The 23,850-nt window shown below is 58.8% G+C and carries 20 protein-coding genes; 10 read left to right on the top strand and 10 right to left on the bottom strand.

Going from position 1 to position 23,850, the window contains the following annotated elements; genetic code table 11:
- Nucleotides 1-64: 64 nt before the first annotated feature.
- Complete coding sequence (locus ABD837_RS19970; RefSeq protein WP_345058133.1) at nucleotides 65-1,156, bottom strand: PcfJ domain-containing protein; 1,092 nt, start codon at nucleotides 1,154-1,156, stop codon at nucleotides 65-67.
- A gap of 1,146 nt (nucleotides 1,157-2,302) precedes the next feature.
- Between ABD837_RS19970 and ABD837_RS19975 the strand changes: the two genes are divergently transcribed.
- Together ABD837_RS19975 and ABD837_RS19980 are read left to right on the top strand one after the other, a co-directional pair.
- Complete coding sequence (locus ABD837_RS19975; protein WP_345058135.1) at nucleotides 2,303-3,205, top strand: histone deacetylase family protein; 903 nt, start codon at nucleotides 2,303-2,305, stop codon at nucleotides 3,203-3,205.
- A gap of 101 nt (nucleotides 3,206-3,306) precedes the next feature.
- Nucleotides 3,307-4,332 carry a J domain-containing protein gene (locus ABD837_RS19980; RefSeq protein WP_345058137.1) on the top strand — a complete coding sequence of 342 codons (1,026 nt, stop codon included), beginning with the start codon at nucleotides 3,307-3,309 and terminating at the stop codon, nucleotides 4,330-4,332.
- Between the two features lie 131 nt (nucleotides 4,333-4,463).
- Here the strand turns inward: ABD837_RS19980 and ABD837_RS19985 are convergent, their stop codons facing one another.
- From ABD837_RS19985 to ABD837_RS20005, 5 genes are all read right to left on the bottom strand, one after another.
- Nucleotides 4,464-4,760, bottom strand: coding sequence for a putative quinol monooxygenase (locus ABD837_RS19985; RefSeq protein WP_345058139.1), 297 nt, complete (start codon nucleotides 4,758-4,760; stop codon nucleotides 4,464-4,466).
- Nucleotides 4,761-4,832: 72 nt separating this feature from the next.
- On the bottom strand, nucleotides 4,833-5,759 hold the full coding sequence (locus ABD837_RS19990) for an alpha/beta fold hydrolase (RefSeq protein ID WP_345058141.1): 927 nt from the start codon (nucleotides 5,757-5,759) through the stop codon (nucleotides 4,833-4,835).
- 88 nt (nucleotides 5,760-5,847) lie between these two features.
- Entirely contained in the window at nucleotides 5,848-6,441 is a 594-nt protein-coding gene (locus ABD837_RS19995; RefSeq protein WP_345058143.1) for a TetR/AcrR family transcriptional regulator, read from the bottom strand.
- A 142-nt stretch (nucleotides 6,442-6,583) separates the two neighbouring features.
- Nucleotides 6,584-8,959, bottom strand: a complete 2,376-nt coding sequence (locus ABD837_RS20000; RefSeq protein ID WP_345058145.1) for a T9SS type A sorting domain-containing protein — start codon at nucleotides 8,957-8,959, stop codon at nucleotides 6,584-6,586.
- Between the two features lie 409 nt (nucleotides 8,960-9,368).
- Nucleotides 9,369-10,097 carry a PD-(D/E)XK nuclease-like domain-containing protein gene (locus tag ABD837_RS20005; protein ID WP_345058147.1) on the bottom strand — a complete coding sequence of 243 codons (729 nt, stop codon included), beginning with the start codon at nucleotides 10,095-10,097 and terminating at the stop codon, nucleotides 9,369-9,371.
- A 171-nt stretch (nucleotides 10,098-10,268) separates the two neighbouring features.
- Here ABD837_RS20005 and ABD837_RS20010 point away from each other — a divergent pair, with 171 nt between their 5' ends.
- Both ABD837_RS20010 and ABD837_RS20015 read left to right on the top strand, forming a co-directional pair.
- Nucleotides 10,269-10,691, top strand: a complete 423-nt coding sequence (locus ABD837_RS20010) for an EamA family transporter (protein WP_345058149.1) — start codon at nucleotides 10,269-10,271, stop codon at nucleotides 10,689-10,691.
- Nucleotides 10,692-10,930: 239 nt separating this feature from the next.
- Complete coding sequence (locus ABD837_RS20015; protein ID WP_345058151.1) at nucleotides 10,931-12,241, top strand: T9SS type A sorting domain-containing protein; 1,311 nt, start codon at nucleotides 10,931-10,933, stop codon at nucleotides 12,239-12,241.
- Between the two features lie 4 nt (nucleotides 12,242-12,245).
- Here the strand turns inward: ABD837_RS20015 and ABD837_RS20020 are convergent, their stop codons facing one another.
- The gene (locus ABD837_RS20020) at nucleotides 12,246-14,483 is read right to left on the bottom strand and encodes a TonB-dependent receptor (RefSeq protein ID WP_345058153.1); all 2,238 of its coding nucleotides are present in this window, start codon (nucleotides 14,481-14,483) and stop codon (nucleotides 12,246-12,248) included.
- Between the two features lie 140 nt (nucleotides 14,484-14,623).
- Between ABD837_RS20020 and ABD837_RS20025 the strand changes: the two genes are divergently transcribed.
- Nucleotides 14,624-15,088, top strand: a complete 465-nt coding sequence (locus ABD837_RS20025; protein ID WP_345058155.1) for a hypothetical protein — start codon at nucleotides 14,624-14,626, stop codon at nucleotides 15,086-15,088.
- A gap of 11 nt (nucleotides 15,089-15,099) precedes the next feature.
- Complete coding sequence (locus tag ABD837_RS20030) at nucleotides 15,100-15,954, top strand: hypothetical protein (protein ID WP_345058157.1); 855 nt, start codon at nucleotides 15,100-15,102, stop codon at nucleotides 15,952-15,954.
- Between the two features lie 21 nt (nucleotides 15,955-15,975).
- Here ABD837_RS20030 and argH read toward each other — a convergent pair whose 3' ends face one another.
- The 3 genes from argH to argB all read right to left on the bottom strand — a co-directional run bounded on the left by argH (nucleotide 15,976) and on the right by argB (nucleotide 19,245).
- Nucleotides 15,976-17,280 (bottom strand): argininosuccinate lyase, encoded by a 1,305-nt coding sequence (gene argH, locus ABD837_RS20035; protein ID WP_345058159.1) that lies wholly within the window; start codon nucleotides 17,278-17,280, stop codon nucleotides 15,976-15,978.
- Nucleotides 17,281-17,407: 127 nt separating this feature from the next.
- Entirely contained in the window at nucleotides 17,408-18,475 is a 1,068-nt protein-coding gene (locus ABD837_RS20040) for a M20 family metallo-hydrolase (protein ID WP_345058161.1), read from the bottom strand.
- Nucleotides 18,463-19,245, bottom strand: a complete 783-nt coding sequence (argB, locus tag ABD837_RS20045) for an acetylglutamate kinase (RefSeq protein WP_345058163.1) — start codon at nucleotides 19,243-19,245, stop codon at nucleotides 18,463-18,465. Before argB ends, ABD837_RS20040 begins: the two co-directional genes overlap by 13 nt.
- 426 nt (nucleotides 19,246-19,671) lie before the next feature.
- On the opposite strand from argB, the gene ABD837_RS20050 reads away from it, so the two are divergent.
- From ABD837_RS20050 to ABD837_RS20065, 4 genes are all read left to right on the top strand, one after another.
- Nucleotides 19,672-20,295 carry a GNAT family N-acetyltransferase gene (locus tag ABD837_RS20050; protein ID WP_345058165.1) on the top strand — a complete coding sequence of 208 codons (624 nt, stop codon included), beginning with the start codon at nucleotides 19,672-19,674 and terminating at the stop codon, nucleotides 20,293-20,295.
- Between the two features lie 2 nt (nucleotides 20,296-20,297).
- Entirely contained in the window at nucleotides 20,298-21,488 is a 1,191-nt protein-coding gene (gene argG, locus ABD837_RS20055) for an argininosuccinate synthase (protein WP_345058167.1), read from the top strand.
- Nucleotides 21,478-22,458 (top strand): N-acetyl-gamma-glutamyl-phosphate reductase, encoded by a 981-nt coding sequence (gene argC, locus ABD837_RS20060; protein ID WP_345058169.1) that lies wholly within the window; start codon nucleotides 21,478-21,480, stop codon nucleotides 22,456-22,458. Before argG ends, argC begins: the two co-directional genes overlap by 11 nt.
- Before the next feature lie 141 nt (nucleotides 22,459-22,599).
- On the top strand, nucleotides 22,600-23,778 hold the full coding sequence (locus tag ABD837_RS20065; RefSeq protein WP_345058171.1) for an aspartate aminotransferase family protein: 1,179 nt from the start codon (nucleotides 22,600-22,602) through the stop codon (nucleotides 23,776-23,778).
- Nucleotides 23,779-23,850 lie beyond the last annotated feature (72 nt).

The following is a 23,850-nucleotide window of genomic DNA, read 5'->3' on the forward strand; positions in this document are numbered from 1 at the left end:
TGAGCGAAATCAATTTTCGTTCATGCAGGCACGGACTCGCAGAGTCCACGCTACTGTCGTCCGGCTACTCCCACTCAATGCCGACGTGTTTCGACAGCACCAAGCGGGCCTGGCTGAGCCACTGGATTATCCAGGCGTGTTCCTGCGGGGTCATCCAGCGGTTGTATTTGCCGCGCACCTGCACTACGGTGCGGCTGGCGGTTACTTCAATGGTCAGGCCGCGGGTGCCGTCCACGGTCAGCGAGAAAATGCCGCAGCGGCCCAGGCGGCACGATTGCAGGTAGGTGGCCACGCAGTTGCGCTGCGCATGGCCCTCATCCTGCAACTGCCCGGAGGTAGTGAGCTGCTCGATGCGCACCGGCCCGGCCCGAAAATCGGCCACCGGCAAGCCTGCCCAGCTAGACCCGGGCAAGTTGGCGCCACCCGATTGGCGACGCGCCCGCGCCTGGCCGTTATGCCACTGCTCGGTTTGGGCCAGCACGGAGGCCATGCTGCGGCCCTTGAGGGTGAAGCCCGGCTGGGCTGGCTCTACCCCAATACCGACGCTACGCTTCTGATGAATCCAGTCGCAGACGGGACCAAAATGGCGCGGGTCGACCATGGGCGAGGCGACGAAAAAGTCCACCACGCTCAGCCAGAAGGCATCATCGACCAACGCGGCGCGGCCCAGGCGCGATTCCATCACCACGCCCCACCATTCCAACGCGTCGCGGGCGGCGAGCTGGGCGTAGCGCAGGGCCTCGCGGAAGGTGCAGCCGGCGGGCGCTTCCCGCATGCCGTGCTCCAGCCGTTTGCTGATGGGCACGGGCAGCCGGGGGAAGCTGCGCAATGAATGTCCCTGTCCGAGGTGCAGGGTCAAATCGGGCAGATTCACGCCGTCTTCCGCCAGCGTCGGGCGCGTCCAGGACTCAATCAGCCAGTCCGGCGTATTGCCGTAGCGGTCGAATAAGTGCCGGACCAGGCTGGCCAGCTGCCGGAATACGTTGCTGCTTTTCGGCTTCCAGTCGGCCACTTCGCGCACTCGCTTGGCGTATCGTTCGGCCAGGGCGGCTACGTTTATGGCCAGTTCAGGGCGGTGCAGCAGGCCGGTGCGTTTGGCCGCTATTGCCAGCAAAGCAACACGAATGTTGTTTTGCTTGGTGAAGGTGCCGTCCACAACGCATGCTGCATATAATTGCGCCAAGGCTGAATCAACGCCCAAAGCTTCATAAAGTGCATGGGGCGAGCTAAAGGAAAACATGTATTCTATTTGCTTGGACTGGGGCCAATTGCGCCAGTCGATGTGCCGCGAGAGTGCGACACCAGCCTCTTTCCAGCGGTAAGCTTCCGCTGAGAGAGGTTTGTTACGGTTTGCCATAAAGCGGGGGCCTACCCGCAGACAGCGCCTAGCTAGGTTTTCAAATGAGGGGAAGTGGACGCCCGCAATTGGGAGCCCGATTTCAACCGTTTCTGGTGGCGCACAGGGCGCAACCCATGGGCCGCTGGCTGGAGCGGCCGGCCCGCATTAAGAGGCCGATAAGCAGGAGGTGGAGCTAAGAAGCGCATGGCTGAAAAGGGGAATTAGAAATGTGAAAGAGTTGGAATTGATGAATTAATTAAGCAGCATTAATTACTTGAATCAGCATTCGCCATTAATTCAATTTGAATTAGACGCACCTTTCCTGTTCAAATAAAATCGTATTTTTATTTGGTAATTAATGACACGAAAAAGCCCGGCTTTACGGGCCGGGCTTTTCTATTCGCGGGAGATTATGCCGATGTTATCGACGACTCCAACCAGGAAGAAAAGCACGGCCGCACCAATCCAGCAAGCCGCCATCGGGCCGGAGCTGGTACTGTTTGGGCAGGTAACTGGGGCGGATATGGTGCATGGATTGAATGTAGTAAGCGGCTAAAAACCGGCTAGCAACAAAAAACCCGAGCTTATGGGCTCGGGCGGTGTCAAATTTCAGCGGGTGCTAAAATCAGGCAAACGTACCGAGCGGGAGCAGCTGTTCCAGCTGCTTCTTATCCGAATTACTTGTGAGGAATGTGTGGCGGTACATGGTTGTTTGCTTTTGGTACGACAAAGGTTAGCTATTAATTTTAATTGCGCAAATAATTTTTGAAAATAATTATTAATTATTCCTACAAAGTTCAATCTGACAGAATTTATCTGCTTTTTCCCGACGAATTAATTACGGCATCCAGTACATTAAAACCCATTGTCAATGCTGGTACAGGTACTATCAGTGGCTTTATTGCGTAAGCACCGCGCTGGCTTGCACCCTCACGCTCCAACGTTGCCTGCGTTTATGTTTATATGCCCCGCCTAGCCACCTCCGACCATTATACCCTTGACCTGCCCGCCGGCCACCGGTTCCCCATCGCCAAATACGCCCTGATTCGTGAGCAGCTCCTGTGGCAAGGTATTGCGGAACTGGCCGATTTCTACGAACCTGGCCTTTGCGCCGAGGAAGACGTGCTGCGCGTGCACACCGCCGACTACTGGCACCGCGTGCGCGACCTCCAGCTTACGCCCCGCGAAGTGCGCAGCCTGGGCCTGCCGCAAAGCCCGCAACTAGTGCGCCGCTCGCTAAGCAGCAGCGCGGGCACCCTGCAATCGGCCCTGAATGCACTGCGCGACGGCATCGGCCTGAATCTGGCCGGCGGTACCCACCACGCCTTTGCCGACCGGGGCGAAGGCTTTTGCGTGTTGAACGACCAGGCCATTGCAGCCGCGCATTTGCTGGCGCACGGCTTGGCAAAGCAGGTTTTGATTGTGGATTTGGATGTGCACCAGGGCGACGGTACTGCGGCAATTTTCAAGGATGAGCCGCGCGTGTTCACATTTTCGATGCACGCCGGGGCCAACTACCCCCTGCGCAAAGAGCAGTCGGACCTGGATATTCCGCTGGCGCTGGGCACCGGCGACGCGGAGTACCTGATGCAGCTATCGGCCACGCTGGAGCCGCTGATAGAGCGGGTGCAGCCCGATTTCATTTTCTACCAGGCGGGCGTAGACGTACTGGCCACCGACAAGCTGGGCAAGCTGGCTCTCACGCCAGCCGGCTGTCGGCAGCGCGACGAACTGGTGCTGGGCCTGTGCCGCGCCCGCAACCTACCGGTGGCCGTGAGCATGGGCGGTGGTTACTCCGAGCGCCTGGCAGACATTGTGGATGCGCATTGCAACACATTCCGGGTGGCATTTGAATTGTGGGCGTAGGGTGCGGGGCTTGCCCCCGCCCGTCGTTGAACAACCTATTCCCGCATCGTTCAACGACGGGCGGGGGCGAGCCCCGCACCCTACGCGTAACTTTGCCGCTGATGAAAAAACCCGATTCCGCGCACCCCGACCGCATTACCGTTCCGGTTCGCACCGATGAGCAGCCTACCGGCACACCCGCGCAGCAGGCTTTCCGGCAAGCAATTCTGGACGTGGAAAACCTACGCGAGCGGCTGCGCGACCTGCGCGCCCAGCAGGCCGAAGCCCGCCGCCGCTACTGGCAGCAGGTGGGGCCGGCTGCCACGGCCGTAGTGGAAGCCCGCCACGCGCTGTATGCACCGCTGGAAGAGGCGTTGCTGCTGAGTTACTTCAGCCGCCTGGAGGAACAGCAGATTACGCACCTGCTGCTGGGCAACGCCCACACGCTGGAAAACCGATTTGGGGAAGATGAAGGAGAAGTCATCCGCAAGTACGCACCGGCCGGGGCACGGCGTAGCGAGGCTTTCGGTGCCAATACTAAACCTACGGCCAGCCCGCCATCCGAGCCGACTTTTATTCCCGACCCGAGCCTACCGCCCCACGAACAAGCCGCTGCTGCTGCCCGCGCCCGCCGCAAAACCAAGGCCCAACGCCAGGAGGAAGCGGCAGCTCAAGCCGCGCAGGCCGACCAGAAGCAGCTTGAATCCAACGCCAAAACCATTTACCGCCAGCTGGCCCGCGTGCACCACCCCGACCTGGAGCGCGACCCCGCCAAACAAGCCGACAAAACGGCCCAGATGCAGCGCATCACCGAAGCCTACGAGGCCGACGACCTCTACACGCTGCTCCAATTGCTGGCCGAAACCGGCCCCGCCGATGCCGAGACCGACGACGTACTAACCCGCTACACCCGCGCCCTGCTGCAACAGCAAACCCAGCTGAAGCAGGAAATGAACGAGTTGAAATATGGCCCCAACGGCTTCATCACCGGCACCGGTAAAAAGCAGGAACTAGAGCTTCGCCAGCTCAAGCGCGACCTACGCGCCGAGGCCGAGTATGTGCAGCACATCGGCCGCACCATTGCCGAACCTGATGGCTTGCGCGACCTCTTGCGCCAACTCGCCGCCGAAGGGATGGAAAGTTTATAGGCAATATAGTAGGCGCAAAAAAGCACGTCGTGCTGCGCTTGTCGAAACATCTCTACCGCGTAAGCAATTACTTACTAATGCGGTATTGGTGCTTCGACAAGCGCAGCACGACGTGCTTCTTGTCTTTTATACTATGCGCCTTTCGAGGCCAGAATTTCCACCATTTCGATGTGAGGCGGGCTGGCCCACAAATCGGCGTGCGTGCCCAGGGCGGCAGCTACCTGCCCGGCGAGGTGGGCTTTGCGGCCGGCTTCATCGGGGAAAGTGTCGAAAATACCGAACGTTGAGGGACCCAGGCGCAGGGCATACCACGTTGTAGTAGCGGGCTCAGCTTCTACAATGGGCAGGGCGCCGGCCAAAAAATCAGCAACAGTTTGTTCGTGGCCGGGCTTCACTTCGAGGCGAACCAGCAGGGCAACTTTTACCATGGGGAAAGAATTTAGGGGTGAAATTCCTATCACAACAAAATTCTAACGATTTCGACTATTTCCCGCTGACTTTTAGCTCGCAATAAAATCAATGGCTTCGGCAATCACCCCTGCATCGCGCAGAATGCGGTTGTGGCCCAGGCCGTGCGTGGCGTGCAGGCGGGCTTGGGGCCACTCTGCGGCAATCTGCTGGCCTTCGGCGAAGGGAATGATTTCGTCACCCTCGTCGTGTAGCACCAGCACCTGCCTGGCCCCGGTGCCCGGCCCCGCAGCGGCCACAGCAAACGATTCGGCCGAGCGACCGGTACTGCGTTCGATGTGCCCGGCAAAGCGCCGCACCAAATCAGCGGGCAAGTGCAGAAAATCGGCAAACCGCTCGGCTACTGGCCGTGGCCCCATCGGTACGCTGAGGAGCACCAGTCGTGGTAGCGCTACGCCCAAGGGCAAGCGTACCGGCAGCCCCGCGACCGCGGCGCCACCAAACGAATGCGCCACAATGGCGCGCACCTCCCCTACTGTATCTACCACCGCCTGCACAGCCCCGCCAAAGTCGGTGAGTGTGGTGCGCCGGCCAGCCGAAGCCCCGTGCGCGGGCCCATCCAGCGCTACTACGCGGTAGCCGGCCGCCAGCAGCGGCGCGACCCAGGCTCGCCAGAAGCTGGCGCGGTGTTCCCAACCGTGCACCAGCAGCACGGCGGGCGCGGCCGTTGGGCCCCATTCGTACACCGCAACAGCGCCGGTTTCGGCCAGCACGGAGCGGCGACGGGCATCGGCCAGCGCGGGAGCTTCCCAAGACTTAATGGGCAACCGGCGCGGGGTGGTGAACACGCGCCATGCCTGCCGGAAGCCCAGCGCCGGAGACACGGCCCACAGCGCGCTCAACTGCCAGCGTAGCCAGCGCAGGCCGGCCGGTTCGGGGTAGCGCGTGGCCACTACCGGCTGCGGGGCGGGCGTCTCATCGGCACACAAATAGTAGGCGGGCGAATAGAAATTGGTCATGGCCGGTTGGGTTTAGAGGGGCTGATGCCGGGGCGGTAGCACGCAGTAAGGAATATGGGCTGATAACAGGGATAGGTTGGGGCAGCGGCTACGGCAGCAGCTCCAGCCGCAGCTGGCCTACAATTACCTGGAACGGGGTTTCGTCGTGCACGCGGGCTACCTGCAGCGCCCCGGCCAGCGTGGTGAGCAGCTGCAAGGCTTTGGCTGCCGGGCTGCCCACGAAACGAAACGCGTCGGTGGCCCGGCCGGCGGATAGCACTTCGGCCAGCCATTCGGTCAGCTCGTGGTTGAAGACACGCAACTCGGCCTGCATGGCTTCGGGCAGGGTGCGAAAGTCGGCGGCCAACGCGCCAAACAAGCACACGCGACGGTCGTGGCCGAGGTGGTTTTCATACACGGCCAACAGCGCATCAAGCTGCTGAGCCGGGCCAAGGCCAGTGACGCGCGGCAGGCCGCGCCACTTGCGCAGGCGGCGCAGCTGGCGGGTTACCAGCGCCGTACCCAGGTCGTCCTTGCTCGGGTAGTGGTAATGAATTGCGGCAGGCTTTATCCCCAACTCCCGAGCCAGGTGGTGGTAGCTAAACGCGTTGTACCCGCGCTCCAACAGCAAAACCTCAGCTAGGTCGAGGATACGAGTGCGGGTATCGGGAGCAAGGGCAGTTTGGAAGGTGGCGCTGGGCATAACAGGGCAAAGGTAGGCAATACTTACCAACTAGTAAGTAAGTGTTATAATAAGCAAAAAAAGACCCTTCCCGGAAACCGGGAAGGGTCTTCACAATGTGGAAAGAAAGGATAGAAGGTTGGTTGCTGAACGCAACGTTGATTTAATACTTTACCACGCGTACTGCACGTGGCCCAGCTACTGTGGCAAACCGCACCAGATACACCCCGGCTGGCTGGATGCTCAAGTCAAACCGCACAGCTTCGGTCGAGGTCTCCACCGACTGGCGCAGTACCTCCGCGCCCAGCACATTGTGCACCACCACCGGCCCCGCCAGCACCAGGCCTTCGGGCAACAACAAGGCAAATGTGCCCGTGCCCGGGTTGGGTACTACCATAGGTGCAACCAGCTCAGCCCCGGCCACCAGCACCAGGCCAGTGTAGGCTACCGAACCGTCTGAATCGGTCTGGCGCAGGCGGTAATAGGCCCGGCCCGGCAGCGGCTGCTGGTCGCGGAAACCATATACCGTGGCATTGCTGCTGCTGCCCGCCGCGGCTACGGTGCCCAGGGTTTCAAAGGCTACCCCATCGCGGCTGCGCTCTACAGCAAAGTCGTGGCTGTTGGTTTCGCTGGCCGTGGTCCAGGCGCAGGTCACCACGGCGCCGCTGCGCCGGGCAGTGAAGGAAGTCAGCTCGACCGGTAGCGGGTTGGCCCGCGACGATACCGCAAACGGCGAGAAGCTGGTGATGCCCGTGCGCGATACTTTGCTGGCTCCGGTGCCGGCTGCGGTGGCCAGCGGCGTGGTGTCCCAGGCTCCGTTGGTGTAATGGCTGATGTGGGCTCTGGTGCTCACAAAGTTGGCCGTAGCTTCGGCAGAGGGCCATTGCAACGTCATGGTCACGTTGGAGTGGCCGGGCACTTCTTCTTCCACCAGCCAGGTTTTTTTCACGTTCTGGTTGGTTACTGGCGTGCCCACGCCCACGCCGGCTGCCGTGTAGCTGGGGTACAGGTTGTCAATCACGCGCACGCTGTAGGCATCCTCAAGGCCGGTACCCGACTGGCTCAGCGTGGCGGGGGTATACGACGTAGCACTCGTTCCCACCGGGAACAGCACGGCCTGGCCGTCGCCCGACACGGTGCGCACCAGGCTACCCAGGCCATTAGTCACCAGCAGCGGCGCTGTACGAGCCGGGCCGCTGAAGTTGGCGTTCTTTTGGAGCTGCAGGTCGTAGTTGTTCAGCAGCACCGGGGCGGTGGCGGCCTTCTCGTATTGCATGCCACTGCGCACCAGCACCGAACCGGCCAGGGTACGCGGGCCGTCGCCGGTGAGCGAGAGGTTGCCATAACTACCGCCGCTGATGCGCTGCCCCGAAGTACTTGCGTTGATGTATTCCACCGTGCTGCCATCGTGCAGCGAACCCAGCGTGAGGGTATTGGCCAGGTGCTCAATTTCCAGGATGCCCTGGTCGCTCACGTCGATGGTACCCTGGATGTTGTCGTTGGGTCCTACGTACAACATGCTTTGCTTGCTGCCGTCGCCCACAATGAGCTTCGAATTCTGGCCCGTGATAACCCAGGTTGTGCCACTCGTCAGGCGGTTGGCTTTTTTGGTTTTGCCCTGCACGTAATAAATGCAGTTATCAGCCGCGAAGCTGGCCGGTGCCGTGCCGGTACCATCGGTGTTGGTGCCCCAGCTGTCTTTCGAATCAAGCTTTTTGCCGTCGTCGTCGAGGGAATAGTAAATGTTGGTCTGAGGGGTAATCACCACATCGTCAATGCTCAGTCCGTTGCCGTTGCTGGCCGAATTGAAGGAGTACCCAAAGCGCAGCATAATTTCCTCCCCTACCCGCAGGTTCAGGGCGCTGAGGGTGGTGCGCATCACGCGGCGGTTGGTGGCGGCGTTCCCATTACGCGGGGCAATGGCGGCCGACGTGGAAGGGGCGGCTACATTCAGGGCCGAAATAGCGGTCCAGCTGCCATCAAATACCGAAGTAATAGCTGCCGTGCTGCGTCGATACTCTACCGTGACGGTAGCTGCCTGGGTGCGGCTCGAGTTGTACCACTGCTCCATGGCGTACTCTACCTCGAGGTTGGTAATCACCTTGGTCGACCCGTTTTTCAGGCGGAGGCCCACGTAGCCTTGTCCGTCGAGGGTTGCGGTGCCGGCAATGCCGCCCAGCGCGCGGTCGGTGGTGCCCGTGGCACCGAAGTGGTACCAGGCGGGCCCGTGCGCCGTGCCGTTGTTGTCGACGCTCGACTGGCTGGTAGCGCCTTCCGTGCCGTTATCAGGGCTCAGGCGGGCTGAAGAGCCCCATCCGCGCTGGTAGGACTCGTATTCGCCGCCTACTGCGTTCAGTGTGTAGCGGGCGTATACGCCTGGCAGGGTGCTATTGCTCTGGAAGTAATTATTGGTGCCAGCCAGTACGTCAAAATTCTGGCGGTAAGCTCCTAGGCCGGCCGAGGTAGCGGTGGGGGCGTCGGCAAAAGTGTATTGGGCCTGGCAGTCGGTTGCAACACCCAGGCTGAGCAACACAGCCATCCCTAAAGCAGCAGTAAAAGGTCTAATCAGTAGCATTTGAATGAAAAGAAAATAGCATTATTTGCATCAAGGCCCCATTGATGGTGCTACAAAGCTACAATCCAATCTTTCAAAATTCATGTACAAACGATTGCACGATTTACGACTTATCACTTTATCCATGCGTAATTGGCTGACTAATAAGGATAAAAAAAATTATTATTTCTCCACGATTCTTCATCACTAAACTCCGCACACAGTTGTTCCTGAGTTGGGAGATAAGCCTCCTGCCAACCCATAGCTTTTCAGCCACCACTCCTTCGAGGGCAATCAGAGCAGCGTTAAGCTGGTGTTGGCCGCGGCCGGTTACTACCTACCAGGGCTCGAGTAAGCCAGATTCTGCTGCTATCCGCGCAGCTTACCGCTGCATCTACTCGTCGGCTTCGGGGGTTAGTCCCAGCGAATCCACGGCGGCCTGCACGGCCTCGGCGCGGTAAGCGGGCGCCGTTGCCGGCGCTTTCAATAGGCGCAGCAGGCGCTGGTATTTCTGGCGGCCCTCGGCCAGCAGTTGTTCGCTCACCTCAATGGTGAACACGCCAAACGGCTCGATTTTCTGCACTCCTACCAGCAGGAACCGCTCGGCCCGCAGTGCATCGGTATAAAAAGCCGCCTGCCGGTCGTAGTCATAGGCCGAGCACTGCCACAGGAAGTGGTCGGCGTCGCGGGCGTTCGTGGTTTTAAAGTCGATGATGGTGCAGGGCTGGTCGGGCTGGGCCACTACCAGGTCGGCGCGCAGCTTGCACAGCGTATCGGTCTGCGGCTCGGTGAAGAGCACACTCACTTCGGGGGTGCCCAGGGCCAGCAATTCGGCCAGACGGGAATCCATCTTCACACCCTCCACCAGCCACCACACCAGCGTATCGTTCAGGCCGGGCTGGCCGGCTACGTACTGCTCGGGCTCGAGCAAAGCGGTATGGAAAGCGGTACCAAAGTTTAGTGCACCGTCGTTGGCACTGCTTTGGGCGCGCGGCGCGCGGCCCTCCAGCGCGTCGCGCAGGCGCGAGAGGTCGGAGTTGGCTATGGCCGGCAGGGCCCGGTAGGTGTCGTAATCGAGGCGGAGCAGGTCGGGCCGGCGGAAGTCGGAGGCAGAATCGGGCATGGCTGAAAAGGTAACAGTAAAATGGGCGAAACCTCCCGGGCGAGCGGGCCCAGATTTCCCCACCCGACAGTTTGGGCTCTACCTGCGTACCATTGCCCACCTACGCAAGTATGCTCCTTCGGTTGGGCCAGCATCTGCTCTTTTCATCCTTGTCTTCTGTTCCTCAATCTCATGGCTGCCTGGATTCCTTACGCCCTGCTTTCGGCCCTGTTTGCGGCCTTAACCGCCATTTTTGCCAAAATTGGCATCAAGGGGGTCGACTCTGATTTAGCCACTGCCATTCGTACCGTCGTCATTCTGCTGCTGGCCTGGAGTATAGCCCTGGCGCGGGGGGCCACAGCCGGGCTGCCGGACCTCACCGGGCGCACGTGGCTGTTTCTCGTACTTTCCGGGCTGGCTACAGGTGCCTCGTGGCTGTGCTACTTCCGGGCACTGAAGCTGGGGCCGGTGAGCCGCGTGGCCCCGGTCGATAAGCTGAGCGTAGCGCTGGCGCTGTTGTTGGCAGTGGCTTTTCTGGGCGAAACCCTCAGCCTGAAAGGAGCGCTCGGGGCCGGGCTTATTCTGGCTGGTACGCTGGTGCTTGCCTGGAGCTAGGCGTAACCACGATACCAGCCGCAAAAAAATTTATTACGTTTTCCATAGGTCAATGGCTATTCAGCCATTTTCATAGCTGATTTATAGCCTGTGGGAGCATTACCATAGCCATTCGGCAGTCAATGCCTAATCGGTTTAATATAAACTTTCTAATTTTTAATTTAAACAATGAATCAATATTAGCATAGGGTGGTTTATGACAATACGAGGGTTTTTCTTCACTTAACCAGACCATTGTCATGAAACAAATTCTTTACCTATCATTTCTGTTCACTGCCCTTTTTATTTTTTCGCCGCGCGCTGCCAGCGCACAGTGTACCTACACGGCGGTAAAGAGCGGCAATTTTTCGGATGCCTCAACCTGGGCGGTTAATACCACCAGCAATGGCTATTGTGCTCCCACGCCCACATCCGGAAGCTCAGTCAACATCCTGATTCCGGGCGTAAACGTGGTACTTGATGTGCCCTATGCCGTGGGGGCGCGGGGCTCGCTGTCGATTACCAGCCAGGGCTCGCTTGTAGGCGGCACCAACCTGGCCATTGGCGACGGCACGGGTAACCGGACTAGTACCTGGCTGACCATTGCGCCGGGCAGCACCCTGCGCGTGGCTGAGCTGGTAGTCAACAAGGCCTCTGTACTCATCGACAACGCCATGAGCACCAGCAGCCCCACCACCCTTATTACCGACTGCAACCTGGTGTTGACCAATGCAGCAGTTACCGACAACAGCCGCGCCATCATTAATGGCAGCGTCGATGTAAGCAGCGGCGCGGCCAACAACGAGCTGTGTGGCACTGGCAATGTGCGCATTATGGGCTGTGTATTTGGAGGTAACGGAGCCGTGAAAAAGCTGGCGGAGAACTGTGCATCTTCCCTGATTACGATTTGTTCGCAGAATACGCAGTCTATTGGCTGCCCCGGCCCTCAAGCCGGCGACAACGACAACCAGCGCGCCTGCGATGGCCTGATTGCGGGGTGCGGTCCGCTACCCGTCGAACTGGTCATCTTCACGGCCAGCCTCACGCAGCGCCAGGGCGTGGCTCTGCACTGGGTCACGGCTTCGGAGAAAAACAGCCAAAGCTTCGTAATTGAGCGCTCGGCCGATGGCACCGCTTTCACTGCCCTGCGCACAGTGGCCGCGGCCGGCACCTCGCAAGCCCGTACCACCTACGACCAAACCGATGAACAGCCCCTGTTTGGCACCAGCTACTACCGCCTGCGGCAGGTCGATACGGATGGAGCCACCGCTTTCTCGCCCGTACAGCTCATTCACCTGGGCAGCGCCAACGCCGAGGGCCTGGCCGTGTACCCTGGCCGTGAAGCCCAGCAGTGGGTTGTAAGCACGGCGCTGCCCGCTGCCGTACTGGCTGCTGGCCCGGCCAGCGTGCGCGTGTTCGATGCGCTGGGCCGCAGCCAGCAGGTAGCTGCCGTACCCGATGGCAGCCAAACCGGCCGCTGGACGCTGGATATGCGCACGCTCCCGGCCGGCATGTACATCGTGCGGCTGACGTCGGCGGCCGGTTCTTTTAGCCAGCGCATTGTTCAATAAGGCATTAGGAGCGTGCTGCCCACCGCCACGTCAGCGACAGGTTAACGACGCGGCCCTCTACCGGGGCCCATAACTCCCGAAAAACCGGGTTATCAAAGGGTGCGAGTACAACCTTTTCGCGACGCGTCTGGCGGTAATCGAGCATGTTTTCGCCATTGAGAGCGAAGGTAAACTGGCCCACACGGTAGCGAATAAGGGCCGCAAACAACGAGTAGCCGGGCGTGGTACGGCCATCGGAAAGGTATTGCTGGCCGATGTAAGAAGCCTCCAGCCCAGCGCTGAAGGCGTCGGTGAATTCGACCAAACTCATAGCGGCAAATTTGTGGCGGGCAGCCAGCGGCAGGTGCTGATTGGCTGCGTCGTACTGCCGCCGGGCATCGGTGAAGACGTAGCCTAAGTAGAGCTCGGTTTCGTCGGCGCGCAGGCGAACATAGGTCTCCAGGCCCCGCGTAGAGAGCGGAGCCGCCGCGTTCTGCCAGGTTAGGTAGTTGGCGCCAAACGGCCCGGCAAAACCCAGCCCGTCGAGCACCAGCGGGTTGCTGAGGCGGGTATAGAAGAAGGACTGGTTCACGTTCAGCACCAGCGGTTCATCAAAGCTGTCGAAAGTTCGTTGGTAATTCACGTCGCCATTTAAGCCAAACGATGTTTCGGCCTGCACGCCTTGCAGTGCCCGCACCAGTGGATAGTCGCGCTCGTCGAGGCTGTTGGTGTAAGGCACCGGCGCGCGGTAGCCCAACCCGCCGTTGAGGCGGGCCGTGATGGCGTCGCTGGCTTTATAGAGGAGGGCTAGGCAAGGTAGCACGAAGAGGCCGTACTGGTTGTGCTGGTCGAGGCGCAGGCCGGCCTGCAGGCTCAGGCGCGGCAGCACGCGCCAGTCGTCTTGGGCAAACGCGCCCAGCGTGTGGTAGGTGTAGGGGCTGCGCAAGGGCGTGGCGCTGCGGTTGAAAGACGCCAGCTGCTCGCCGTTCACGTTCAAGCCCACTACCACCGTGTGGCGTGGGCCAGCGGCGTGCAGGTAGCTGGCTTCGGTGTAATAGGTGGTCTGGTAGGCGGTAAAGGCGTTGGAATTTGTGTTCACGTCGCGTACGAAATCCGTGACGGTGCCCTTAATGGTGAAGCGGCCACCGGCCAGCTCATCGTTGGTATAGAGCAGGTCGGCGGTGTTGCGCAGGCTAGTGTTATCGATATAAAAGGTGTGGCCACCCACCGGGTCGAACCCGCTTTTTAGCACTTGCGCATCGCCGGCCCGGCGGCTTTCGAGCGTACCGGTGTAGCCCAGCGCCACCTGGCTGTGGCCGTTGGGGTAAAAGAACAGGCGTGGATGCAAATTCGCGCTGCTCACCCGGGGCACGTCTACGTAACTGTCGCCGTCCACGTCCTTTTCCTTTTGCTTCACCAGCCCGGCGTACAGCGAATAGCCCCAACGCGCCCCGCGCCGCGCCGCGAAGCCGTTCAAATCCGTCTCGCGCAGGCTGGTTTGGTTGAAGCTGGCGGCATACTGCGGCGTGCCCAGCGTGGGCGTCTTGCTCACCAGGTTTACCAGGCCGGCAATGGCCCCACCGCCATAAAGCGTCGAGTTCGACCCTTTAATCAATTCCACTTGCCGCAAATCGAGTGGCGGCACCGTGAGCAACCCAAACGAGCCGGCAAACCCGCCGTACAGCGGCAGGCCATCGCGCAGAATCTGGGTGTACTGCCCGGGTAGGCCTTGCAGGCGCAAGTCTAGGTTGCCGGTAGTGGGCGAGGTTGGCTGCACCTGGGTGCCGGCAATATCGCCGAATAAGCTGGCAATACTGGCCGGCTTGATGCTGCTTTCCTCCTCCATCTCCTCGGCCCCCAGCACTTCCACGCGGGTGGGCAGGTCTTCGATGCGCGAGTTGGTGCGGGTGGCCGTCACCAGCACTTCTGCTTCAATCTCAATACCGCCAGAAACCAGCAGCAGCGTGAGTTCCTGCCCTGCCGGTGGGGCGACTGCAAACCGGGGGCGGTAGCCCAGCGCCGTGATGCGCAGGCGCGTGCCCGGCTTCGGAGCGGGGTTGAGCAATGCCGTGCCCGTTGCATCGGTGGCCGCCCCAAGGGCGGTGCTTGGCACTACCACACTGGCTCCTATCAACGGCTCGTGCCGCAGCGAATCGCGCACCTGCACGCGCAATGCTTGGCTCCGGGCTGCCAAAGGCAACAGCAACAGCAGAAAAACCAGCCAGTAACCAGCCAAGCGGCGCAGCGTGAAAGTAAGGAGCATGAACTAAATATTGGGCACTAAATAGCCTGCAAAATTAAGGCAAGGCACCGGACCAATTTTGCAGGAAAACTGTTTTCAACATCTGTGTAAGGAGTATCTGAATATTCCGTCTGGCAGGGCCTAACCAACGTAAGCATCTCATGGAAAAGCGTATCGTCTCTCGAATTGTGCTGCCTGCTTTGGCGGCTGCTCTAGCCTTGGCTGGTTGCAATAAGAATACTGATGCGCCGGCGCCAGCGCCCGTGGCACCAGTTGGCCTCACCTACACCACCTTGCGCCAAGGCCTCGTAATGGCCCAGGGAGGTGTATCGAGTGGCGGTATGGTGGCCATTGCCAAGGGCAGCGACGGCATCGAATACGTGCAGTTCAAAGATGATTTCCATTCCGACTTTCACACCGGCTCGCTCGGCATCTACCTCGCCAAATCGAGCGACCTCGTGAAAAACCAGCGCGCCGCCAACCCGGCCAATGTGCTGCGCGTGGGCACCATCACGCAATCGGGAGCGCAGCAACTGGCCATTACGGGTATGTCGGCAAGCTTCTCGCACGTCATTCTGCACTGCGATGCGGCGCAGTATAACTTCGGCGCCGCTCCCCTACGATAAGCTGCCGCGCCATGAAATTGACTACTTTTCATCGATGCTGCATCATAGTTGGTGGTGCGGTGCTGCTTGCCTCCGCGCCGGCTTATGCGGGAGGTGGCTGGACGCGCCGGCCCGGCCACGGCTACGCCAAAGTTGGCCTCACGCTGGCCAACACCACCAAGTACCACCCGCTCGGGGGCGGCACCATTACCACGGCTCAGTTCCGCCAGCAGGTATACAGCCTGTACGCCGAATATGGCCTAACCAAGCGGCTTGAAGCGACCTTGAACTTCCCGTTTTTTCGCCGCGCTACTTTTCCCGACACCAGCCCCGGCCAGGGCGTGGGCGACCCCGAGCTTGGCCTGCGCTACGCCGTGCTCACCGGCAAGTGGCCGCTGGCGGTGCAGGTGGCCGCGCAGGCCCCACTCGGCGACCCGAACAAACGCGGCTACTACCAACCCGACCCCAGCAGCTTTGTGTACCTGCCCACCGGCAACGGCCAGTGGAACATCTGGACCCGCGCCGCTCTTTCGCACACACTGGGCCAACTGCCGGCTTTCATTACGCTCGAGGCCGGCTACAACGTGCGCACCGGCGGCCTCACCGACCAGTACAGTGTTGGGGTGCAGGGAGGCTATAAATTTTTCGACAAGCTCTGGCTTACGGCCAGCGTGCGCAACCTGGGCAACGTGCACGCGCCCAACCCTGCCAAACTGGCCAACATTGGCCTCGGCGAGGGCGTTGCCTACTCCGCAGCCAGCCTGGGGGCCAGCGTTGCCATCAGCAAACACCTCGCGGCCACCGCCGAAGTAGCGGCCGGCTTTGGCACCCTGCGCAACGTGTACTCGGGCCTGCAAAGCACGTTTGGCCTGGCCGTGGAGTGGTAGGTGGGCACCAGCAGGCGGGAACTACCCGTTACACAACGGGCTTCCCTCCTGCCAGAGCCGCACTTTTTCGGCAATTTCTGCCAGCCCCAGGTTGTGGATGCTGCCCAGGTGCGTCGTCTGAAATTCGCGGTGCGGCACGTAGCTGCCGTCTTCCACGGCGCGCCCCACCTGCTGGTAGGCATCGCGAAACGGCACCCCGGCAATAATGAGCTGGTTGATGTTTTCGACCGAAAAAATTGGGTCGTATTTCGCCTGCTCAATCACGCCGGGTTTAATGTTGATTTCGGGCAGCGCAAACAGCAGCATGTCCAGCAAGTCGACAAACTGCATCATGGGCCCAAACAGCAGCTCCTTCAGCAGTTGGAAGTCGCGGTGGTAGCCGCTGGGCAGGTTGCTGGTAGCCAGAATAATGTCATTGGGCAGCGCCTGCAGGCGGTTGGCATGGCCGCGCACCAGCTCAAATACATCGGGGTTTTTCTTGTGCGGCATGATGCTGGAGCCCGTCGTGAATTCCTTGGGCAGGTTCACAAAACCCAAATCCTGGCTATTGTAGAGCACCAAATCATACGCCAGTTTGCCCAGCGTACCGGCCGCGCCGGCGATGGCAAAGGCCACTGTTTTTTCGGTTTTGCCGCGCAGCATCTGGGCGCCCACGGCGCTCACAGCCACGTTGCCAAACCCCATTTCGCGGGTTGTCATTTCGCGGTCAATCGGGAAGCTGCTGCCAAAGCCCGCCCCCGACCCCAGTGGGTTCTGGTCGGCAACCTTGTGGGCCGCCTCGAATAGTGCCAAGTCGAGCAGCAGGTGCTCGGCATAGGCCGAAAACCATAGCCCGAAACTACTGGGCATGGCGGCCTGAAAGTGCGTGTAGCCCGGCAGCAGGTCATTTTTATGCGCTTCGGCCTTTTGCAGCAGCACCTCCACCAAGGCCAGTACTTTGGCCGATACTTGTTCGGTGTACTCTTTCAGAAACAGCTGAATAGCCGTTAGCACCTGGTCGTTGCGCGAGCGGGCCGTGTGAATTTTCTTACCGGCGTCGCCGAATTTTTCGGTCAGGTAATGCTCTATTTTGGAGTGTACGTCCTCGAAGTCATCTTCAATCCGAAAGGTGCCCGCCGCAACCTGAGCCAGCAGTTCATCCAGACCGGTAACCAGCTGCTGCCGTTCGGCTTCTGAAATCAGCCCAACCTTGGCCAGCATATTGGCTTGGGCCTTTGAGGCCCGCATGTCGAAAGGTGCGAGGTACATATCTAACACCCGGTCCTGCCCCACAGTGAATTTTTCGATGGTATCGTTTACCGAAAACCCTTTCTCCCAAATTTTCATAGCCCAGCAATAAAAAGGCATCTTGTGTAGAGCGCCGCGAAGCATCTCGCGGACAGCAAAAATTCAATTTCTAACAATGCGAGCGAGATGCTTCCCGGCGTTCAGCCACCCAAACGCGCAACGCTACTTAAAGCTCGAGTCCCGTGAGCAGCTCAATATATTCCCGAATTCCTGCCCGTATCTCACTTATCAGAATAAATTCATCCGGCGTATGCGAACGGGCACTTTCGCCCGGCCCCATTTTCAGGGTTTCAAACGGCATCATGGCTTGGTCCGAGAGCGTTGGTGAGCCGTAAATCGTCTTGCCCATTGCTACCCCTTTTTTAACCAGCGGATGATTCTCGCTGATGCGCGAGGAATTTAAATGCATGGAGCGCGGCACAATTTCCGATTGCAGTTTACCACGCAGCAAATCCACGATTTCCTGGTTCTGATACAGCTCGTTTGTGCGCACATCAATTACAAATTGGCACCTGTCCGGCACCACGTTATGCTGCGTGCCGGCGCTGATTTGCGTTACGGTCGTTTTCACGGGTCCCAGCAGCGGCGACACCTCCGGAAACTGAAAGCTGCGCAGCCACTGAATATCATCCAGTGCTTTATACAAGGCATTTTCACCTTCCTCCCGGGCTGCGTGCCCGGTTTTGCCGTGCGCGGTGGCATCCAGTACAATCAGGCCCTTTTCGGCAATGGCGAGGTTCATGCCCGTAGGCTCACCCACAATTCCGAAGTCAATTTGGCCAAATTCCGGCAACACACTCCTGATTCCATTTACGCCCGATATTTCCTCCTCGGCCGTAATTGCACAGATTAAATTAAAGGGGTTATTCTCTTTTTGAAAATACAGAAAAACTGCCAGCAAACTCACCGCCGAAGCGCCCGCATCGTTACTGCCCAAGCCAGTCAATCTATCTCCTTCCAGCGTAGCTCCGAAGGGGTCATATTTCCAGCCTGCGCCCGGTTTCACAGTATCATGGTGCGAGTTAAGTAGTATCGTTGGCTTCCCATCATCAAAGTGCTGCGAAATAGCCCACACGTTGTTCTGCCGGCGTTGGGCCACTGCTCCATGCGCGGCCAGAAACTCCTGAATCAGCGACGCTGTATTTGCTTCCTCCCGCGAAAAAGAAGGTGTTTTAATCAGCCGGATTAATAAGTCAACGGCTGTGTCACTTAATTCACTTATTAATTCAGCCACAGTGTTGTTTTCAATTCTTCATTAATATGCAAAGCATGCTCAATTACCACTTTATTCACGCCGAATTGCAGAGCTTCGAAAGCATTTTCTAATTTAGGCAGCATGCCATCAGCAATTATCCCGCTTTCCTTTAGCTCCCCATAATTAGCCAAGGTAATTTTTTCAATTACCGAATTATCGTTGTTAACATCTTCCAGAACGCCTCGTTTTTCGAAGCAGAAATGCAGCGATACCGCGTAGTGCTCACTCAGCGCCTTAGCCAGCGAAGCGGCAATGGTATCGGCATTGGTATTCAGCAGCTGGCCGTGGCCATCGTGGTTGATGGCGCAGAAAACCGGTATAAGCTCCAGGTTGAGAAACTCCTGAATCAGGTCGGCATTGACGCTGGCTTCGCTCAGGTCGCCCACGAAACCATAATCGATTTCGCGCACAGGGCGCTTTGTGGCCAGTATCACATTGCCATCGGCGCCACTGAGGCCCAAGGCATTAACCCCCCGGCCTTGCAATGCAGCTACCAACTGCTTGTTGGTTTTGCCGGCGTAGAACATGGTTACGATGTCGAGCGCCGCGGCATCGGTAATGCGGCGGCCGTTGACCAGTTGCGGAGCAATGCCCAGGCGTTTCATCATGTCGCTGGCCCCTTTGCCGCCGCCATGCACCAGAATTCTGGGGCCGCCGACTTTGGCAAACAAGCGCACAAACTCCATCAGGTCAGCCTCGCGGTCGATGATGCCACCGCCAATTTTAAATATTTTCAGTTCGGGTTTCATTATAGCTCCACCTACGCAAGTGCCCTGTAATGGGCAACTACTATTTCAAAAATAAACCCTGGGAATGTTGCGGGCAAAAATAGGTCCTTTTACCTTTGCGACAGATTTGAACCACTTGGTTCGCTGCTTCGTTAAAGCGCCGAATCGAATTAGTTTTCGCAATGCCCCGCTCCGTTTTCACGTCTTTGATGCTCGCTCTGGCCACTCGGCCGGGTGTGACCGGCGTGTGCCAAACGACTTGCGCAATGGTGCGACGACCCTAGCGGCTTCAACAGCCGCATGTTGGCCCCTTGGCCAATCCCACTGAGCCGGGCTAGTACCCGCTTACACTTACCGACAGGTTTGGGCTTTAGCAGGAATTTCCCGTATACAATACTTCGGGTTTTCCGGACAGCCGCGCATCTATCCCTAAGTTTTTAATAATCAATGACAACTCGGGTTGCAACTGCAGCGGACGCACAGTACGCTGAACAATTATGCCAATGGTACGTCGAGTCGGCCAAAACGCGGGGCACTGGCATTGCCAAGCGCGAGCCGGCTTACGTGGCCCAAAAAATGGCCAGCGGCGACGGCATTATTGCGTTCGTCGACGACGAGCTGGCCGGCTTTTGCTACATCGAAACGTTTGACGATAAGACTTTTGTGGTTAACTCCGGTCTGATTGTTAACGCCGAGATTCGCAAGGGCGGCGTGGGCCGGGCCATCAAGCAGGCCGTGTTCGAACTCTCGCGCAGCAAGTACCCACAGGCCAAGATTTTCGGCATCACGACCAGCTTGGCCGTGATGAAAATCAACACCGACCTGGGTTACGAACCGGTTACTTTTTCGGAGCTGACCAGCAGCGAAGACTTCTGGAAAGGCTGCAAAAGCTGCAAAAACTACGGCATCCTCATGGAGAACGAGCGCAAGCTGTGTCTGTGCACCGGCATGCTCTACGACACTGCTGAGAAGCTGGTGCAGGTTCAGGTGCCTGATTTCGCGACTCTCACTCCTGCTTTGCCCCTCCCCCTCGACCCTGCTTCTGACCCTGAAACTGATTCTGCACTGTAATAATGAAGAAAAAAGCCATTCTCGCCTATAGCGGCGGCCTCGACACCTCGTTTTGCGCCGTGTATCTGTCGCGCGACCTCGACCTGGAAGTGCACACGGTAATCGTCAACTCCGGCGGCTTCACGGCCGAAGAACTAACCGCCATCGAGAAGCGCGCCTACGAATTGGGTTCGGTGAAGCACGAGGTGATTGATGTAACCACGCGTTTTTATCAGGATTGCCTGCGCTACCTGCTGTTTGGCAACGTGCTGAAAAACGACACGTACCCACTGAGTGTGAGCGCCGAGCGTATGTTTCAGTCGCTGGCCATTGCCGAGTATGCCCGCGCCAATGAGGCCGATTACATCGTGCACGGCAGCACCGGCGCCGGCAACGACCAGGTACGTTTCGACGTGGCTTTCTCGGTCATTTCACCTAAAACAGAGATTCTGACGCCCATCCGCGACCTGAAACTGTCGCGCCAGGCCGAGATTGAATACCTGCAAAAAGCAGGATTCGAAATGAGCTGGGAGAAAGCTAAATACTCCATTAACAAGGGCATCTGGGGCACCAGTGTGGGCGGCGTCGAAACACTGACTTCGCATGAAGCCCTGCCCGAAAGCGCCTATCCGTCGCAATTGCAGCGGCAGGATTCGGAGCGCGTGGAAATCACCTTTGAAAAAGGCGAGCCCGTGGCCCTGAATGGCGAAACTATGGACCCCATAACGCTTATACAGAAGCTAAACGAGCTGGGCTCGGCCTTCGCCATCGGCCGCGACACGCATGTGGGCGATACTATTCTGGGCATTAAGGGCCGGGTAGGGTTTGAGGCGCCCGCGCCGCTGATTCTCATCAAGGCGCACCACCTGCTGGAAAAGCACACCAGCACCCGTTGGCAGCTGCTGCACAAGGACTACATCGCTAACTGGTACGGCACGCTGCTGCACGAGGCCCAGTACCTCGACCCGGTGATGCGCGACATGGAAGCCTTTCTGGAATCATCGCAGCAGCATGTTTCAGGCAAGGTGTTCGTGCAGCTCAAGCCCTACCAATTCAACTTGCTCGGCATCGAGTCGAAATACGATATGATGCAGTCGAAAGTGGCCACATACGGCGAGGAAAACAACGCCTGGGATGCCCGCGACGCCCGGGGCTTCATCAAGATTTTCGGCAACCAACTGAAAATTAGCGCCAGCCTGCACGATGAAATTTAAGGCCGGCATCGTAGGCGGGGCCGGCTACACGGCCGGCGAGCTAATTCGCATTCTGCTGCACCACGAATTCGTGGAGCTGGGAGGCATTGTGAGTTCGTCGAACACGGGCAACCCGGTGCACCAAGTGCACGACGATTTGGTGGGCGAAACCGACCTGACTTTCGCCTCCGAGTTGGCCGGCGATGAGGACGTGGTGTTTCTGTGCCTGGGCCACGGCAATTCCAAAGCCTGGCTGCACAAAAACACCCTGCCCGAAACCACGCACGTCATCGATTTGAGCAACGATTTCCGCCTGACCGCCGATGCCAAGTTTGCAGGCCGCGAGTTCATCTACGGCCTGCCGGAGCTGAACAGAAGCCGCATCCTGCAAGCCCAGAGCATTGCCAATCCTGGCTGCTTCGCTACGGCCATCCAGCTAGCGCTGCTGCCGTTGGCCGCCGCGGGTAAGCTCACCGAAGACATTCACGTTTCGGCCATTACCGGCTCGACTGGTGCGGGCCAGGGCCTGTCGGAAACGGTGCATTTCTCGTGGCGCACCAACAACGTATCCATTTACAAGCCCTTCACGCACCAGCACCTCGGCGAAATAGGCGAGAGCCTGGCGCAGCTGCAGCCGCAATTGGATTCTGAGATTCACTTCATCCCCTACCGTGGCAATTTTTCGCGGGGCATTTTCGCCAGCGTCTACACGCCCTCAGATTTGACGCAGGACGAGGCACGGGAGCTGTATCGGAATTTCTACGCCGACGCACCGTTCACCACGGTTTCGGACAAGGAGATTCATTTGAAGCAGGTGGTGAATACCAACAAATGCCTACTACACGTGCAGAAACAGGGCAAGCAATTATTAATTACTTCGGTGATTGATAATCTGGTGAAAGGCGCGTCGGGGCAGGCGGTTCAGAATATGAATCTGCTGTTTGGCCTGCCGGAAACGACGGGGCTCAATCTCAAATCGGCCATTTTTTAATTCCCAATCGCCTGTTATGCTGAGCTTGCGAAGCATCCTCTCGCCGCCGAACAATTCGTTGTAACGTGATAGGATGCTTCGCAAGCTCAGCATGACAAACGCCTCTGAGTTCTAAGCTCTAACATCTAACCTCTATTTCACATGGAGCTTTTCAACGTTTATCCCCTCGTCAACATCACGCCTGTGCGCGCACTCGGCGCAAAACTCTGGGACGACAAGGGCCAGGAGTACCTGGATTTTTACGGCGGCCACGCCGTGATTTCCATCGGACATAGCCACCCGCACTATGTGCAGCGCCTCACGGAGCAGTTGCAAAACATTGGCTTCTACTCCAACTCGGTGCAGATTCCGATTCAGCGCGAACTGGCCGAGAAGCTGGGCCGCGTTTCGGGCTACCCGGATTACTCGCTGTTTCTGTGCAACTCCGGGGCCGAGGCTAATGAGAATGCGCTGAAGCTGGCCTCGTTCCACACCGGCAAAAAGCGGGTCATCGCCTTCCGGGGGGCGTTTCACGGCCGTACTTCGGGCGCGGTTGCGGCAACGGACAACCCCAAAATCGTGGCTCCCTTCAACGCCGACCACGCCATCTCCTTCGTCGAGTACGACCTGAAGGCAGTGGCCGAAATCCTGCGCGGCGGTGATGTCTGCGCCGTGATTATTGAGCCGATTCAGGGCGTGGGCGGCATCATCATGCCTTCCGATGATTTTCTGCAGGGCCTTTCGCTGCTGTGCGGCGCGCACAACGCCCTACTGATTGCCGACGAGGTGCAGAGCGGCTATGGTCGCAGCGGCAAGTTTTTCGCTCACCAGCACGCCGGCATTCGGCCCGATATCATTTCCGTGGCCAAGGGCATGGGCAACGGCTTCCCCATCGGCGGCATCCTGATTGCGCCTACTCTAAAGGCTTCCTATGGCCTGCTCGGCACCACTTTCGGTGGCAACCATTTGGCCTGCGCCGCTGCCCTGGCCGTGCTCGAAGTCATCGAAGACGAAAACCTGCTGGGCCACGCCACCGAGCTGGGCGACTACCTGCGCACGGAGTTGCTGGCCCACGCGGGCGCCGAAGAAATTCGCGGCCGCGGTCTGATGGTGGGAATCAAATACGACTTCCCCATCAAGGACCTGCGTGATAAGCTACTGACGGAGCACCACATTTTCGTGGGCAATGCTTCGGACCCCACGGTGTTGCGACTGCTGCCGCCGCTGAACATCACGAAGGCGGAGGTTGACCGGTTTTTGCAGGCGCTGTATGTGCTGACCCCACCCCCTAGCCCCCTCCCCGGTGGGGAGAGGGAACTAGTTTCTAAGGCTAGAATTTAGTTTTCACTTCAAATTTTCATCCACACCTTACCAACTGGTTTCTAGCCCTAAAAACTAGGAACTAGTTCCCCC

Source organism: Hymenobacter glaciei (genome assembly GCF_039539585.1).
In the GTDB taxonomy this organism is placed as follows: domain Bacteria; phylum Bacteroidota; class Bacteroidia; order Cytophagales; family Hymenobacteraceae; genus Hymenobacter; species Hymenobacter glaciei.

Excerpts from the sequence above, each read along its gene's own strand:
- ABD837_RS19975 (WP_345058135.1), top strand. The coding sequence starts at position 2,303 with ATGCCCCGCCTAGCCACCTCCGACCATTATACCCTTGACCTGCCCGCC.
- ABD837_RS19980 (WP_345058137.1), top strand. The coding sequence starts at position 3,307 with ATGAAAAAACCCGATTCCGCGCACCCCGACCGCATTACCGTTCCGGTT.
- ABD837_RS19985 (WP_345058139.1), bottom strand. The coding sequence starts at position 4,760 with ATGGTAAAAGTTGCCCTGCTGGTTCGCCTCGAAGTGAAGCCCGGCCAC.
- ABD837_RS19990 (WP_345058141.1), bottom strand. The coding sequence starts at position 5,759 with ATGACCAATTTCTATTCGCCCGCCTACTATTTGTGTGCCGATGAGACG.
- ABD837_RS19995 (WP_345058143.1), bottom strand. The coding sequence starts at position 6,441 with ATGCCCAGCGCCACCTTCCAAACTGCCCTTGCTCCCGATACCCGCACT.
- ABD837_RS20000 (WP_345058145.1), bottom strand. The coding sequence starts at position 8,959 with ATGGCTGTGTTGCTCAGCCTGGGTGTTGCAACCGACTGCCAGGCCCAA.
- ABD837_RS20005 (WP_345058147.1), bottom strand. The coding sequence starts at position 10,097 with ATGCCCGATTCTGCCTCCGACTTCCGCCGGCCCGACCTGCTCCGCCTC.
- ABD837_RS20010 (WP_345058149.1), top strand. The coding sequence starts at position 10,269 with ATGGCTGCCTGGATTCCTTACGCCCTGCTTTCGGCCCTGTTTGCGGCC.
- ABD837_RS20015 (WP_345058151.1), top strand. The coding sequence starts at position 10,931 with ATGAAACAAATTCTTTACCTATCATTTCTGTTCACTGCCCTTTTTATT.
- ABD837_RS20020 (WP_345058153.1), bottom strand. The coding sequence starts at position 14,483 with ATGCTCCTTACTTTCACGCTGCGCCGCTTGGCTGGTTACTGGCTGGTT.
- ABD837_RS20025 (WP_345058155.1), top strand. The coding sequence starts at position 14,624 with ATGGAAAAGCGTATCGTCTCTCGAATTGTGCTGCCTGCTTTGGCGGCT.
- ABD837_RS20030 (WP_345058157.1), top strand. The coding sequence starts at position 15,100 with ATGAAATTGACTACTTTTCATCGATGCTGCATCATAGTTGGTGGTGCG.
- argH (WP_345058159.1), bottom strand. The coding sequence starts at position 17,280 with ATGAAAATTTGGGAGAAAGGGTTTTCGGTAAACGATACCATCGAAAAA.
- argB (WP_345058163.1), bottom strand. The coding sequence starts at position 19,245 with ATGAAACCCGAACTGAAAATATTTAAAATTGGCGGTGGCATCATCGAC.
- ABD837_RS20050 (WP_345058165.1), top strand. The coding sequence starts at position 19,672 with ATGACAACTCGGGTTGCAACTGCAGCGGACGCACAGTACGCTGAACAA.
- argG (WP_345058167.1), top strand. The coding sequence starts at position 20,298 with ATGAAGAAAAAAGCCATTCTCGCCTATAGCGGCGGCCTCGACACCTCG.
- argC (WP_345058169.1), top strand. The coding sequence starts at position 21,478 with ATGAAATTTAAGGCCGGCATCGTAGGCGGGGCCGGCTACACGGCCGGC.
- ABD837_RS20065 (WP_345058171.1), top strand. The coding sequence starts at position 22,600 with ATGGAGCTTTTCAACGTTTATCCCCTCGTCAACATCACGCCTGTGCGC.